We start from the raw sequence: 14,204 nt of genomic DNA, 5'->3' as shown, positions 1-14,204 counted from the left end.
AAGCCCGGCAATGCCGGGCTTTTTCTTTGCTGTCCCGCCGATTGCCGGATAGCCACATGGTGCAGCGGGGTGCGCCGCTGCACCAGGGCAGCCCGGCTCTCGTCCGCGCCGTCGCCGGCGACCGACCCGTGGTTCCATCCATGTCGGCGGTCACGGTACGGATCCTGCGGCGGCGGGCCGGGGCCCGCCCTATCCTCCTGCTTCGACAGGGCAGCGGCCCCGTCGTCGTGCTCAGCCGGCGTCGTCGATGCCGGTCATGCCGAGGATGTTGTAGCCGGCATCGACGTAGGTGACCTCGCCGGTGACGCCGCCGGCCAGGTCCGAGCACAGGAAGGCGCCGACGTTGCCGACGTCCTCGATGGTGACGGTGCGGCGCAGCGGCGCGTACTGCTCGACGTGGCCGAGGATCTTGCGGAAGCTGCCGATGCCGGAGGCCGCCAGCGTCTTGATCGGGCCGGCCGATACCGCGTTGACGCGGATGCCCTCGGCGCCCAGGTTCAGCGCCAGGTAGCGCACCGTGGCCTCCAGGCTGGCCTTGGCCACGCCCATGACGTTGTAGTTCGGCAGCGCGCGCTCGGCGCCGAGGTAGCTCAGCGTCAGGATGGCGCTCTGGTGGCCGGTGAGCAGCGGGCGGGCGGCCTTGGCAAGCGCCGCCAGCGAATAGGCGGAGATGTCCTGGGCGATGTTGAAGCTGTTGCGGTCCAGGCCGTCGAGGAAGCCGCCGGCCAGCGCTTCGCGCGGGGCGAAGGCGATCGCGTGCACCAGGATGTCGAAGCGGTCCCAGCGCTGGCCCAGCGCCTCGAAGCAGGCGTCGATCTGCGCGTCGTCGGCCACGTCCAGCGGCAGCACGATGTCGCTGCCGTACTGTGCCGCGGCTTTCTCCACGCGCGTCTTCAGTTTTTCGTTCTGGTAGGTGAAAGCCAGTTCCGCGCCTTCGCGATGCATCGCCTCGGCGATGCCGCTGGCGATCGAACGCTCGCTGGCGATGCCGGTGATCAACGCGCGCTTGCCTTGCAGGAAACCCATGGTGTTCTCGCTGGTTTGAGTCATCGCGCTAGTTTGCCACGCATGCGGCGCATCCGTACGGTTGCACGGTGATGCGGATGGCTGCCGCGCGTCTTCGGATGTCCAATCCCGACCTGTCCACCATCGCCTGCAGGGCGACGTAGGAGCGACTTCAGTCGCGATGGGGCTTTACCGGCAAGGCCCCATCGCGACTGAAGTCGCTCCTACAGAGGGACTGCTTGGCGTCTCGCTGGCCGTGGACGGTGTTGCTACTGTTCGCCCTCGAAGCGCAGCACCATGCCCGGCTTGAGTACGCTGCGCGGCGACAGGCCGTTGCCGGTCAGCAGGGTCTGCACGGTGACGCCGTAGCGGCGGGCGATGCTCCAGGCCGACTCGCCGTTGCGCACGGTGTGCGTGCGGGCGGAGGCCCTGGCGGGGCGCGATGCGGCACGCGGCGCGGCATCTGCGGCAGGGGCGACGGACGCGACGGCGACGGGCGCCGGCGAAGCTTGCGCGACGGCGACGTCGTGCATGGGGGCCAGCACCGGCCTGCCGGCCGCGGCCTGCTTGCCGCTGGCCGAGAGCGCCGGATTCAAGCGGGCGACCTGGTCGGTCGGCAGCGCCCTGCGCGCGGCCCAGTCCTGCAGCGAGCCGTCGCCGGGAAGGGTGTGGGCGCTGAGCATCGGCACCGGCCGGTCCAGCGCGGCCAGCAGGCTGCCCTGTTGCTCGGCCTCCTCCAGCACGCAGGTCAGCGCGTGCAGCTTCTCCACGTACTGGTACGTCACCGGCGACAGGCCGGGCAGGCTGGAGGGATCGGCGTTGCCGGCGTTCATGCCGGCGCGGCGGATGGATTGCAGGACGCGGTACTCGCCGGCGTTGTAGGCCATGATCGCCAGCCGCCAGTCGCCGCCGAACATGCCGTACAGCGTCTTGAGGTAGCGGGTGGCGGCGCGGGTGGACTCTACCGCCGAGAGCCGGCCGTCGTAGCCGTTCTCGATCGGGACGTTGTGGTTGCGCGCGGTGGCGGTGACGAACTGCCACAGGCCGGCCGGGCCGCTGCCGTTGCGCGCGGCGGGGCGGTAGCCGCTCTCCACGAACGGGATCAGCGCGAACTCGGTGGGCAGGCCGGCATCGCGCAGCTGGTCCACGACATAGCCGAACAGCGGCAGCACGTCGCCGTCCTGGTCGGCCAGCTTCGCCGGCGCGTGCGAGAAGTGCCGGCGCCAGCGCTCGCTGGTGGCCTCGTCGTCGCAGGTGCCGTCGGCCAGGCCCGAGCGGAAGCGGGCGAAGATGGTGCGGCCGTTGCGGGTGCCTTCCTGCGGAAGCGAGGCCGGATCGATCGGCAGCGCGTGCGGGTTGCCGGGGGCGGTCGTGGTGTCGGCAGGGCGGGCGGTGGCGGGTGTCGGGGGACTGGCTAGGCCTAGGACCAGGCCGAGCGACAACGACAGCAGTGCCCGCCTCATGCGCGGAAATCGTCCTTCCAGCGCCGCAGCGCGGCGAAGACTTCGACCTCGTCGGTGCCGGTGCCGGGGGCATGGCGGCGGACGCTGCCGCGGACCTCGTCGACGGCGGTTCGCAGGAACGGGTTGGTGTCGCACTCGCTGGACAAAGTGACCGGCAGGGTAGGACGGGCAGCTTTCCGCATGGCCTGGGCTTCCTGTTGACGGCGCTGCAAGGCAGCGTTGTTGGGCTCTACATGCCTGGCGAACGCGGCGTTGGCCAGGGTGTATTCGTGGCCGCAGCAGACCTGGGCGGAGCCTGGCAGCCGGACCAGCCTCTGCAGCGAGGCCAGCATCTGGGCCGGAGTACCTTCGAACAGCCGTCCACAGCCCAGGCTGAACAGGGTATCACCGCTGAACAGGTGGCCATGGCCGTGGAAGGCGATGTGGCTGCGGGTATGGCCGGGAACGTGCAGCACCTGGAAGCTGCAGTCCAGTGCCTGGACCACGTCGCCTTCGCCCACGCGCCGGCAGTCGAACGGGATGCGCGGTTCCACCGGCGCATGGACCGCGATGTCCGGCCAGCGCTGCATGAGCGCGGGCACGCCGCCGATGTGATCGTCGTGGTGGTGGGTGAGCAGGATCGCCTGCGGGCGCCATCCCTGCTCGGCCGCTGCGGCCAGTACCGGCTCGGCCTGGCCCGGGTCGACGACGATCGCGCGCCCGTCCGCGGCGACCAGCGCCCAGATGTAGTTGTCTTCGAATGCGGGCAGGGCGATCAGTCGCATAGAATGGGGACCATGCCTGTCCCGCCATTTGCCCGTCAAGCCGGCGTCTCATCCTGGTTTGATACGGGAGTCGCCAGGCTGTTGCTGCGAGAGGAGTGCACCTTGCTGGCCGAGCGCCTGCGTGCGCGCCCCTCGCTGCCGTGGCTGTGGCTGGCTGCGGTGCCGCAGGCGCGGGCGCTGCGCGGCGTCGAAGGGGTGGGCATGCGCCTGCACCGGCTGCCGGCCGGCGAAGGCTATGGCGGCGACGTGCGCTGTTCGCTGCCGTTGCCGCTGCCGGCGGAGAGCGTGCAGACGATCGTGCTGCAGCACGTGCTCGACCGCGGCTCCGAGGCGTTGCTGGGCGAGTGCGAGCGGGTGCTGATGCCGGGGGGGCGGATATGGCTGCTGGTGCTCAATCCGCTCAGCCCCTACCGGCTGCGCTGGCGCCGCCATGCCATCGTCGCGCGCCTGCCCGGCAGCTGGCTGATGCTGGCGCGCCGCTGCGGCCTGCAGGCGGTGGGGCAGCCGCAGTACCTGGGACCGATCTGGCGACGCGACGGCCTGCGCCGGCCGGGCAGCGACCTGGCGCCGCTGCGGGCGGCGTGCCTGCTCGAAGTCGAGAAGCGCGCCGCCGCACCTATCGGGATGATGCCGGCCAAGGTGCAGTGGCGCCACCCGATGCCGACCACCTGAATCTGGAAACGAATGAAGACGATCGAGATACACACCGATGGCTCGTGCCTGGGCAACCCCGGTCCCGGCGGCTGGGCGGCGCTGCTGCGCTACAAGGGCATCGAACGCGAACTCGCCGGCGGCGAGGCGCACACCACCAACAACCGCATGGAGCTGATGGCGGCGATCATGGCGCTGGAGACGCTGACCGAGCCGTGCCGGATCGTGCTGCACACCGATTCGCAGTACGTGCGCCAGGGCATCACCCTGTGGCTGCCGGGCTGGCTGCGCAAGCAGTGGAAGACCGCCAGCGGCGACCCGGTGAAGAACCGCGAGCTGTGGGAGCGGCTGCATGCGGCGATCGCGCGCCACGAGATCGACTGGCGCTGGGTCAAGGGGCACAACGGCGACCCGGACAACGAGCGGGTGGACCTGCTGGCGCGCGAGCAGGCGATCCTCCAGCGTTCCGGCGCAGCGGTAAACTGAGGCCCGCATGCGCCAGATCATCCTAGATACCGAAACCACCGGCCTGGAGTGGAGGAAGGGCAACCGCATCGTCGAGATCGGCTGCGTGGAACTGCTCGAACGCCGTCCCAGCGGCCGCAATTTCCACCGTTACCTCAAGCCGGACTGCGAGTTCGAGGCCGGTGCGCAGGAAGTCACCGGGCTGACGCTGGACTTCCTCGCCGACAAGCCGCGGTTCGAGGAGGTGGTGGACGAGTTCCTCGACTACATCGACGGCGCCGAGCTGATCATCCACAACGCGGCCTTCGATGTCGGCTTCCTCGACTACGAGCTGTCGCGGCTGGGCGAGCGCTACGGCCGCCTGGTCGAGCGGGTGAGCGTGCTCGATACCCTGGCGCTGGCGCGCGAGCGCTTCCCCGGCCAGCGCAACTCGCTGGACGCGCTGTGCAAGCGGCTGGGCGTGGACAACTCGCACCGCCAGCTCCATGGCGCGCTGCTCGATGCGCAGATCCTCGCCGACGTCTACATCGCGCTGACCTCCGGCCAGGAGGAGATCGGCTTCGGGCCGGTCGAAGGCGAGCAAGGTGCCGGCGGCGGTGCCGAGATGGCCGCGTTCGACCCGGGCATGCTGCTGCCGCGGCCGCGCGTGGTGCCCACCCCCTCCGAACTGGAGGCGCACGAGGCGGAGATGGCGCGCCTGCGCAAGAAGGCCGGGCGGGCGCTGTGGGACGACGTGCCGGAACTGGAGCCGGTGGCAGCGGAGGCCTGAGCCTCCCTGCGTGCGGAAGCGTCCGTAGGAGCGACTTCAGTCGCGATGGGGCTTTGCCGGGACCTGATTAGCGAGTTGGGGCAGGGCCACACCGTCCTGCCCGGCAAGCGGCGTCCTGCTACCGAGCAGGAGCACAGTCGCTGGCTGAACGTGATTCTCGGCAACGTCAAACGCTTCCTGGACGGGGCCTACCACGCCTTTGGTTTCTTCAAGTATGCCTCGCGCTACTTAGCCGAAGCCGAAGCCGAAGCGGCCTGGCGCTTCAATCGGCGCACCCACTTGGAAGCGTTGGTGCTCCAGCTGTTGGAGACCGCCGTCCGCGGTACGCGATGGAGCGAGCGAGGGCTACGCCAAGTCCACGTCTAGGGAGCTGACACTTAGCGCTAATCAGGTCCCGGCAAAGCCCCATCGCGACTGAAGTCGCTCCTACATTGCCAAAGGGCGCGGTGGCTGCGCTTCACCGCCGGCTGGCGTGGTTGCGCCCGGCACATGTCCCGGGAACCGATCCAGCCTCGATGTAGCAGCCCGGGCAGGGCCGAAGGCCGCAGCCGGGTCGCGGTCGCACGTCGGACTCATGCCCCCGTGTGCACTGCGCCTACCGGGGCAACGACTGCTCTTGCGGGAACTGCGTGCGGGCGGGCCCGGCGACTTGCGTCCATGTCGCAACGCGTCGCCGGGTTCCCCAGTCCGCGGTCGTTCCGGGCTGGCTGTACGCGCCGATCCTACGAGCCGATCCAGCCATCGAGCAGGTCGGCGAACTCGTCGGCATGCTCCTCTTCCTGTTCCAGGATGTGCTCGAGGATGCGCTTGGTGGTGGTGTCGCGGTCGCCGACGAACTCGATCATCTCGCGGTAGCTGTCGATGGCGATGCGCTCGGCGATCAGGTTCTCGCGCACCATGTCGCGCAGGTCGCTGCCTTCCTTGTACTCGGCGTGCGAGCGGGCGCTGAGGGTGTCCGGATTCAGGTCGGGCGCGCCGCCGAGCTGGACGATGCGCTCGGCCAGCAGGCCGGCATGGGCCTGCTCCTGCTTGGCGTGCTCGAGGAACTCGGCCTTCACCGAGTCGGCCAGCATGCCCTTGGCCATGAAGTAGTGGCGGTAGTAGCGCAGCACGCACACGTACTCGGTGGCCAGCGCGGCGTTGAGCAACTCGATCACCGCCTCGCGGTCGGCGCTGTAGGTCGTGGTGATGGCGCCGTCTTCCAGGCGCTTGCGGGCGTTGGCGCGCAGGGTGGCGGTATCGGTGATGCCGGGAATGGCGTGCTTGGCTGGCTTGTGCGACATGGCTGGCCGTTTCCTTTTCGGTGGAGGGAAGTCAATCGGGGATGTGATCGAGCAGGTAGTCGGCGGAGGACACCTTGAACTCGCCCGGGGTCTCGACGAACAGCTGGCGCACCACGCCGTTGTCGGCGTACAGCGCGAAGCGGCGGCAGCGCACGCCCATGCCGGAGCTGCTGGCGTCCATCTCCAGGCCCAGTGCCCGGGTGAGGTCGCCGTTGCCGTCGGAGAGCATCTGCAGGCCCTCGGGCACCAGCTGGCTGCGGGCCCAGGCCTGCATCACGAAAGGGTCGTTGACCGCCATGCAGTACACCTCGATGCCGCGCCTGCGGAAGTCGTCGAAGTGCTCGATGAAGCCGGGCAGGTGCTTGTCCGAACAGGTCGGGGTGAAGGCGCCGGGAACGGCGAACAGGGCCACCCGGCGGCCGGCGAACAGGGAGTGGGTGTCGATGGTTTCCATGCCCTCGCGGATGCGCTTGAGGGTGACCTCGGGGATGGGCTCGCCGATCTGGATGGGCATGGTCTGCTCCTTGGGTCCTGGCCAAGTGTAGGAACGGGCGGGGAAAGGCGGCGTCAACGCCTTGAAAAACGCCGGCCAGCGCCTATCTGGAGGGCATGGCGATGGGCGCCGTCGCGACGCCGCAATCGCCGCAATCCCAACGTCGATGGAGGTTATTCATGAATATCGTCCGTTACCGTCAATGGCCGTCGCAGGCCGCTGCCCTGCAGAGCGAGCTCAAGCAGGCATTCGAGCGCTTCTTCGAGCCCGGTGCCGACACCGACGAGTCGGCCGTGGTCACCGCGCAGTGGGTGCCGCGGGTGGATATCAAGGAGGAGCCCGAGCAGTTCGTGCTGTATGCGGACCTGCCCGGCATCGACCCGGCCAGCATCGAGGTGCAGATGGACAAGGGCATCCTCTCGATCAAGGGCGAGCGCCAGAGCGAGTCGAGCACCGAGACCGAGCGTTTCTCCCGCATCGAGCGCCACTACGGCAGCTTCCACCGCCGTTTCGCGCTTCCCGACAGCGCCAACGCCGAGGGCATCACCGCCACCGGCCGCAACGGCGTGCTGGAGATCCGCATCCCCAAGCGCCCGGAAAGCGCGCCGCGCCGCATCCAGGTGGCCACGTCCGCGGCCTCGGTCCAATGACGGCGGCCTGTGGCGGCGGGCGCGGCTCGGCCGCGACGCCGCCGCCCGGCCTGAGCCCGTAGAATGCGTGCCCAGGCCGGTACCGGCATGCAACAGGCCCGCTGCGACCCGGCGGGCCGCTTTTATTCTGCGATTGCTTCGCAAGGGCGCCGCGCATCCGTGTACGGGGCTTTTCCGCGATTCCTTCGCAGAAGCACCGCACACATGTGTGCGGGGTTCATTTTTTGAGGTGATGGATGGAATTCAAGGATTACTACGCCACGCTGGGCGTGGAGCCCACGGCCGGCGACGCTGAGATCAAGACGGCCTACCGGCGCCTGGCTCGCAAGTACCATCCCGATGTCAGCAAGGAAGCCGGGGCGGAAGAGAAGTTCAAGGCCGTCAACGAGGCCTACGAGGCGCTGCGCGACCCGGCCAAGCGTGCCGCCTACGACCAGCTGCGCGCGCAGGGCTACCGGCCCGGCGAGGAATTCCAGGCGCCGCCGAACTTCGGCGGCGGCCAGGGCTTCGACTACGACGAGATCTTCGGCCAGCGCGGCGGCGGCGATGGCGGCTTCAGCGACTTCTTCGAGAGCCTGTTCGCACGCCAGCGCGGTGGCCGCGGCGCGGGCGGCCCGCCGCCGCGCGGCGATACCCGCGCCAAGTTCGCGGTGCCGCTGGAGGCGGTCTACGGCGGCGATACCCTGCGCATCACCGTCAACGGCAGGCAGCTCGACGTGAAGGTGCCCAAGGGCATCCGCCAGGGGCAGGTGATCCGCCTGAGCGGGCAGGGCAGCGGCGGCGGCAACCTGCTGCTGGAGGTGGAGTACGCCTCGCACCCGCAGTTCGAGGTCGACGGCCGCAACATCCTCTACACCCTGCCGGTGATGCCGTGGCAGGCGGCGCTGGGCACCAGCATCAGCGTGCCCACGCTGGGCGGCAGCGTCGAACTGAAGATCCCGGCCGATTCCGAGGCCGGGCGCAAGCTGCGCCTGCGCGGGCGCGGCCTGCCGGGGACCCCGCCGGGCGACCAGATCGTCGAGCTGGAGGTGCTGGCGCCGCCGCCGGCCAGCGAGGCCCAGCGCAAGGCCTACCGGGACCTGGCCAAGGCCTTCGGCGAGTGACGGTAGGCGTTCCCGGCGCCGCGTGGCGCCAAGCTTGCTTGGCTGAGGCTCTACCGGGAACGCTCCAGCCGAGCAAGTTCTGCTCTACGGGCCCGGATCGGCGCCGCCGAAGACCCGCTCGATCACCTCGGACAGCTCGTCCTCGGAGAACGGCTTGGTGATGTAGGCGCGGGCCCCCTGGCGCATGCCCCACATGCGGTCGGTGTCCTGGTCCTTGGTGGTCACCAGCACCACCGGAATATCCTGCGTGGCCGGCTCGCGCTTGAGCGTGCGCGTGGCCTGGAACCCGTTGAGGTTGGGCATCACCACGTCCATCAGCACCAGGTCCGGCAGCGAGGCCCTGGCGGCCTCGACCCCGGCGGCGCCGTCGGCGGCGGTGATGGTCTCGTGGCCCAGCTTCTCCACGATGCGCTGTATCCCCAGCAGCTGCGACGGCGAATCGTCGACGATCAGGATGCGTGCCATGTCGTTCCCCGGTGACTGCCGCGAGTGTAGTGCGCGCGGCCGGGCGCCGGGAAGCCGGCCCTAGCCCAGCCGCACCACGGTGCGCCCCAGCGACTGCCCGGCGAGCATGCCGTCGAAGACCTGCGGCAGCTCCTCCAGCGTCGCCTCGCGGGTGCAGATCAGGTCCAGGTGGCGCGGTTTCCAGTCGCCGGCCAGGTGCTGCCAGATGGCCTCGCGGATGTCGCGCGCGGTGCCCGACGAGCCGATGCCCAGCAGCGACACCCCGCGCAGGATGAACGGCATCACCGTCATGTCCAGCTTCGGGCTGGAGGCCAGGCCGGCCGCGGCGACGTTGCCGTAGGGCGCGGTCTGCGCCAGCAGGCTGGCCAGCATCGGCCCGCCGACATTATCCAGGCCGCCGCCGAAGCGCGCGGTTTCCAGCGGGCGCCCGGTCTGCAGCACGTCCCGCCCCAGCACCTGGCTGGCGCCGATCGACGTCAGGTAGTCGGCGCGCTCGGCCTTGCCGCTGATCGCATGCACCTCGAAGCCGGCGCGGCTGAAGATGTCGATGGCCAGCGAGCCGACGCCGCCGGTGGCGCCGGTCACCGCCAGCGGCCCGTGCGCCGGCGATTGCCGGTTCTCCAGCAGCCGCAGCAGCACCAGCGCGGCGGTGAAGCCGGCGGTGCCCAGCACCATCGCCTCGCGCAGGTCGAGCCCGGCCGGCAGCGGTACCGCGGCGCTGGCGGGCAGGCGGACATACTCGCCGTAGCCGCCGTCGCGGCTCTCGCTCAGGCCGCAGCCGGTGGCCAGCACCGCGTCGCCCTCGCGGAAGGCCGGGTCGGTCGAGCCGACCACGTGGCCGGCCACATCGATGCCGCCCACCAGCGGGAAGCGGCGCAGGATCTTGCCCTTGCCGGTCCCGGCCAGGGCGTCCTTGTAGTTCACCGACGACCACGCCGCCCGGATCACCACCTCGCCGGGGGCGAGCTGGTCCAGCGTCACGGCCTCGATGCCGCTGCGGTAGCCGGCCTCGTCGTCGTGGATGCGAAATGCCTTGAAAGTGCCCGGAACCGCCATGATGTGTCCTCCACCGGATCGATCGGCACGAAGATAGCCCTTTGGAAACGACGGGTCTGCCCCATCTTGTAGAATCAGCGGCGGACTTTTGGCCCAGCCGGCGGGAATCGCCCCGTCGACGGCCTTCGATTGGGAGCGTGCATGGCCTGGAACACACCCGGCAACAAGGGCGGAAACGGCCCGGAGGACAACGGGCGAAGCCCTTGGAGGCCGCGTGGCGGCGGTAGTGGCAATGGAGGCGGCTGGGGCAACCTGCCGGGGCCGCTGAAGGACCTGATCGATGGCGGCATCGGCCGCTGGGTCGCGGTCGCGGTGGTGCTGTTGCTGCTGTTCTCCAGCTTCCAGCTGATCGGCGAGCAGCAGCGCGGCGTGGTGCTGCGCTTCGGCCAGTTCTCGCGCATCCTGCAGCCGGGTCCCAACTTCAAGCTGCCGTGGCCGATCGAGTCGGTGCGCAAGGTCAACGCCACCGAGATCAAGACCTTCTCCAACCAGGTGCCGGTGCTGACCCGCGACGAGAACATCGTCAACGTCGCGCTCAACGTGCAGTACCGCATCGACGACCCGCGCATGTACGTGTTCGGCTCGCGCGACGCCGACCAGGTGCTGCAGCAGGCCGCGCAGAGCGCGGTGCGCGAGCAGGTGGGCCGCTCGGACCTGAACACCGTGCTCAACAACCGCGGCCCGCTGGCCACCGCCGCCAAGGAGCGGCTGCAGGCCTCGCTGACCGCCTACCGCACCGGCCTGGTGGTCACCGGCGTGACCCTGCCCGACGCGCGTCCGCCGGAAGAGGTCAAGCCGGCCTTCGACGAGGTCAACGGCGCCCAGCAGGTCAAGGAGCGGCTGATCAACGAGGCCCAGGCCTACGCCGCCAAGATCGTGCCCGAGGCCCGCGGCCAGGCCGCGCGCACCCGCACCGTGGCCGAGGGCTACAAGGAAGCGGCGATCGCCCGTGCCAACGGTGATTCCGAGCGCTTCAGCCTGCTGCAGCAGCAGTACAAGAACACCCCCGAGGTCACCCGCAAGCGGCTGTGGCTGGAGACCGTGCAGCAGGTGCTGGCCGAGAACCGCAAGGTCATCGGCGGCGACGGCCGCCAGCTGATCTACGTGCCGATGCCGGCCGATGCCGCGCGCGGCGGTTCCTCCAGCAATCCGCAGTTGCCGCTACCGCAGGGCTCGCTGCTGCCGGCGCTGCAGGACGGCACCTCGGCCGAGCCCATCCGCAACCCCGAGCGCGGGCCGCGCCCGGCAGGACGTGAGGAGACACAGCGATGAAGACTTCCATATGGGTGGGCGCGATCGTGATCGTGCTGCTGGGTCTGCTCGGCTCGGTCTACGTGGTGCGCGAGGACCAGACCGCGATGGTCCTCAACCTCGGCCGCGTGGTGCGCGCCGACATCAAGCCGGGTCTGCACTTCAAGGTGCCGCTGGTGGAGACGGTGCGCGTGTTCGACCGCCGCTTCAAGGTGCTCGATACCGCTGCGGCGCGCTATTTCACCGCCGAGCAGAAGGACGTGAGCGTCGACTTCTTCGCCATCGGCTACATCTCCGACGTGCGCGCCTTCTACCGCGCCACCGGCGGCGACGAGCGCGTGGCCGATGCGCGGCTGGCGCCGATCATCACCGACTCGCTGCGCAACCAGATCAACTCGCGCACGCTGCAGCAGCTGGTTTCCGGCGACCGCACTGAGCTGATCTCCGGCCAGCTCAATACCATCAACGCCGCGATCAAGGGCCTGGGCATGCAGATCACCGACCTGCGCATCAAGCAGATCGACCTGCCGACCGACAGCCAGGTGATCACCGACGTCTACGAGCGCATGCGCGCCCAGCGCAAGCAGGAAGCCAGCAAGCTGCGCGCCGAGGGCGAGGAGCAGTCGCTGACCATCCGTGCCGAGGCCGACCGCGAGAGCACCGTCATCGTCGCCACCGCCGAGCGCGATGCCCAGCGCCTGCGCGGCGAGGGCGATGCCCAGGCGGCCAGCATCTATGGTGCTGCCGCTTCGGCCGATCCGGCGTTCTATGCCTTCTATCGCAGCCTGGAGGCCTACCGCGGCTCCATGACCGACGGCAACGGCGTGATCGTGCTCGACAAGAACGATCCGTTCCTGCAGTACCTCAAGAGCGATCGCTGACGGGCGGTTGCCCGTCCTGCGGCGGCGCCTCTTCGTCGCGTAACGCGATGGTGCTTCCTTCTCCCGCTTGCGGGAGAAAGTGGCGCGCAGCGCCGGATGAGGGGGCTTCTGCTGTGGCTTTCCCATGCTCCAGGCGGCCCCGGTCCGCCCTCCGGGGACCTTCCCCCGCAAGTGGGAGAAGGGAGCGGGGCCGCCCCCCTCTTGTGACGTCGGTCGTCACCTCGCCTCGCGCCGCGGCTGAACGGGCAGGGGTGGTTCCCGTGCCCCTAAACCCGGATAATGCATAAAAGCCGGCCGGGTCCGCTCCGATGGGAGTGCCCCGACCGGCTTTTTCCGTGTATCGGCCCCGCCGCCGCGCGCCGCTCCCCGATGGAGCCCGCATCCCGGCAGCGATGGCCCGCACGGTCCACCATCCGCGGCCCCGATGGCCGCCAGAAAACTCAGGAGATACCCGCCATGGGTCAGTCAGTCGTCGTTCTCGGTGCCCAGTGGGGCGATGAGGGCAAGGGCAAGATCGTCGATCTGCTCACCGAGGAAATCGGAGCGGTCGTGCGCTTCCAGGGCGGCCACAACGCCGGCCATACCCTGGTCATCAACGGTAAGAAGACCGTGCTGCACCTGATCCCCTCGGGCATCCTGCGCGACGATGCGCTGTGCCTGATCGGCAACGGCGTGGTGATCTCGCCGGCGGCGCTGCAGAAGGAGATCGAGGAGCTGGAGACCTCCGGCGTGGAGGTGCGTTCGCGCCTGAAGATCTCCCCGGCCGCGCCGCTGATCATGCCGTACCACATCGCCCTGGACCAGGCGCGCGAGAAGGCCGCCGGCGGCAAGGCCATCGGCACCACCGGCCGCGGCATCGGCCCGGCCTACGAGGACAAGGTGGCGCGCCGCGGCATCCGCGTGGCCGACCTTCGCTACCCCGACGAGCTGGCCGACAAGCTGCGCGCCGCGCTGGACTACCACAACTTCGTGCTGACCAAGTACCTGGGCGTGGAGCCGGTGGACTTCCAGAAGACCTTCGACGAGGCCGTGGCCTTCGGCGAGTACGTCGAGCCGATGAAGTCGGACATCGTCAGCATCCTCTACGACCTGCGCAAGCACGGCAAGCGCGTGCTGTTCGAAGGCGCGCAGGGCGCGCTGCTGGACATCGACCACGGCACCTACCCGTACGTGACCTCGTCCAACACCACCATCGGCGGCGCGCTGGCCGGCACCGGCGTCGGCGCGCAGTCGATCGACTACGTGCTGGGCATCGCCAAGGCCTACGCCACCCGCGTCGGCGGCGGCCCGTTCCCGACCGAGCTGGAGGACGACGTCGGCCAGGGCCTGCGCGACCGCGGCGCCGAGTACGGCGCCTCCACCGGCCGCCCGCGCCGCTGCGGCTGGATCGACATCGTCGCGCTCAAGCGCGCGGTGCAGATCAACGGCATCTCCGGTCTGTGCATCACCAAGCTCGATGTGCTCGACGGCATGGACAAGCTCAAGGTCTGCATCGCCTACCGCTACCACGGCAAGGAGAGCGAGTACGCCCCGCTCGACGCGCAGGGCTGGGACGAGTGCGAGCCGGTGTACCTGGAGTTCCCGGGCTGGCAGGAATCTACCCACGGCGTCACCGAGTGGGACAAGCTGCCCGTCGCCGCGCGCGCCTACCTGCGCTCGCTGGAGGAACTGGCCGGCTGCCCGATCGCCATCGTCTCCACCGGCCCGGACCGCGACCAGACCATGGTGTTGCAGGATCCGTTCGCATAAGCGGCCGTATCTGGATGGCTCCCCCAGCGGCCCGGCATTGCCGGGCCGTTCGCGTTTTGCCGAAGGGGCGCGATACTTTCGAGTTGGGTAGCCAAGGCGCAGCCCTTGGCCCCTCCCCTGTGTGCGCAGCGCACAGGGGAGGGCTGGGGAGGGGGG

16 protein-coding genes are annotated in these 14,204 nt (G+C 69.6%); 9 read left to right on the top strand and 7 right to left on the bottom strand.

From position 1 onward, the window contains the following. Positions 1-231: 231 nt before the first annotated feature. The 3 genes from LRX76_RS15205 to gloB all read right to left on the bottom strand — a co-directional run bounded on the left by LRX76_RS15205 (position 232) and on the right by gloB (position 3,232). Complete coding sequence (locus LRX76_RS15205; RefSeq protein WP_231806555.1) at positions 232-1,026, bottom strand: enoyl-ACP reductase; 795 nt, start codon at positions 1,024-1,026, stop codon at positions 232-234. A gap of 248 nt (positions 1,027-1,274) precedes the next feature. Further along, positions 1,275-2,468 (bottom strand): lytic transglycosylase domain-containing protein, encoded by a 1,194-nt coding sequence (locus LRX76_RS15200; protein WP_231806480.1) that lies wholly within the window; start codon positions 2,466-2,468, stop codon positions 1,275-1,277. After that, positions 2,465-3,232 carry a hydroxyacylglutathione hydrolase gene (gene gloB / locus LRX76_RS15195; RefSeq protein ID WP_231806479.1) on the bottom strand — a complete coding sequence of 256 codons (768 nt, stop codon included), beginning with the start codon at positions 3,230-3,232 and terminating at the stop codon, positions 2,465-2,467. The genes LRX76_RS15200 and gloB overlap by 4 nt, the downstream gene beginning before the upstream one ends. Before the next feature lie 12 nt (positions 3,233-3,244). Here gloB and LRX76_RS15190 point away from each other — a divergent pair, with 12 nt between their 5' ends. The 4 genes from LRX76_RS15190 to LRX76_RS15175 all read left to right on the top strand — a co-directional run bounded on the left by LRX76_RS15190 (position 3,245) and on the right by LRX76_RS15175 (position 5,483). Beyond that, positions 3,245-3,904 carry a class I SAM-dependent methyltransferase gene (locus LRX76_RS15190; protein ID WP_231806478.1) on the top strand — a complete coding sequence of 220 codons (660 nt, stop codon included), beginning with the start codon at positions 3,245-3,247 and terminating at the stop codon, positions 3,902-3,904. Between the two features lie 12 nt (positions 3,905-3,916). Further along, entirely contained in the window at positions 3,917-4,369 is a 453-nt protein-coding gene (gene rnhA, locus LRX76_RS15185) for a ribonuclease HI (RefSeq protein WP_231806477.1), read from the top strand. A gap of 7 nt (positions 4,370-4,376) precedes the next feature. Then, entirely contained in the window at positions 4,377-5,117 is a 741-nt protein-coding gene (dnaQ, locus tag LRX76_RS15180) for a DNA polymerase III subunit epsilon (RefSeq protein WP_231806476.1), read from the top strand. A gap of 75 nt (positions 5,118-5,192) precedes the next feature. After that, positions 5,193-5,483 carry a transposase gene (locus LRX76_RS15175; protein ID WP_231806475.1) on the top strand — a complete coding sequence of 97 codons (291 nt, stop codon included), beginning with the start codon at positions 5,193-5,195 and terminating at the stop codon, positions 5,481-5,483. Between the two features lie 356 nt (positions 5,484-5,839). Here LRX76_RS15175 and LRX76_RS15170 read toward each other — a convergent pair whose 3' ends face one another. Both LRX76_RS15170 and LRX76_RS15165 read right to left on the bottom strand, forming a co-directional pair. After that, positions 5,840-6,400: a ferritin-like domain-containing protein gene (locus tag LRX76_RS15170; RefSeq protein ID WP_231806474.1), complete on the bottom strand. Its 561-nt coding sequence runs from the start codon at positions 6,398-6,400 to the stop codon at positions 5,840-5,842. 31 nt (positions 6,401-6,431) lie between these two features. Then, entirely contained in the window at positions 6,432-6,914 is a 483-nt protein-coding gene (locus tag LRX76_RS15165) for a peroxiredoxin (RefSeq protein ID WP_231806473.1), read from the bottom strand. Between the two features lie 158 nt (positions 6,915-7,072). On the opposite strand from LRX76_RS15165, the gene LRX76_RS15160 reads away from it, so the two are divergent. Next, positions 7,073-7,543, top strand: a complete 471-nt coding sequence (locus tag LRX76_RS15160; protein WP_231806472.1) for an Hsp20/alpha crystallin family protein — start codon at positions 7,073-7,075, stop codon at positions 7,541-7,543. Between the two features lie 236 nt (positions 7,544-7,779). Beyond that, positions 7,780-8,646 carry a DnaJ C-terminal domain-containing protein gene (locus tag LRX76_RS15155; RefSeq protein ID WP_231806471.1) on the top strand — a complete coding sequence of 289 codons (867 nt, stop codon included), beginning with the start codon at positions 7,780-7,782 and terminating at the stop codon, positions 8,644-8,646. 84 nt (positions 8,647-8,730) lie between these two features. On the opposite strand, the gene pilH is transcribed toward LRX76_RS15155, so the two are convergent. Further along, complete coding sequence (gene pilH / locus LRX76_RS15150; RefSeq protein WP_231806470.1) at positions 8,731-9,111, bottom strand: twitching motility response regulator PilH; 381 nt, start codon at positions 9,109-9,111, stop codon at positions 8,731-8,733. A 60-nt stretch (positions 9,112-9,171) separates the two neighbouring features. Then, complete coding sequence (locus tag LRX76_RS15145) at positions 9,172-10,167, bottom strand: YhdH/YhfP family quinone oxidoreductase (RefSeq protein WP_231806469.1); 996 nt, start codon at positions 10,165-10,167, stop codon at positions 9,172-9,174. 141 nt (positions 10,168-10,308) lie between these two features. Between LRX76_RS15145 and hflK the strand changes: the two genes are divergently transcribed. From hflK to LRX76_RS15130, 3 genes are all read left to right on the top strand, one after another. Beyond that, entirely contained in the window at positions 10,309-11,439 is a 1,131-nt protein-coding gene (hflK, locus tag LRX76_RS15140; RefSeq protein ID WP_231806468.1) for an FtsH protease activity modulator HflK, read from the top strand. Next, entirely contained in the window at positions 11,436-12,299 is an 864-nt protein-coding gene (locus tag LRX76_RS15135) for a protease modulator HflC (protein WP_231806467.1), read from the top strand. The genes hflK and LRX76_RS15135 overlap by 4 nt, the downstream gene beginning before the upstream one ends. 456 nt (positions 12,300-12,755) lie before the next feature. Beyond that, positions 12,756-14,048 (top strand): adenylosuccinate synthase, encoded by a 1,293-nt coding sequence (locus LRX76_RS15130; RefSeq protein ID WP_231806466.1) that lies wholly within the window; start codon positions 12,756-12,758, stop codon positions 14,046-14,048. The last annotated feature ends 156 nt before the right edge of the window (positions 14,049-14,204 follow it).

It is taken from the genome of Stenotrophomonas sp. MMGLT7 (assembly GCF_021168555.1).
Lineage (GTDB): Bacteria > Pseudomonadota > Gammaproteobacteria > Xanthomonadales > Xanthomonadaceae > MMGLT7.
Note: the sequence above shows the minus strand (reverse complement) of the source record. Positions and strands in the feature narration are given on the sequence as shown.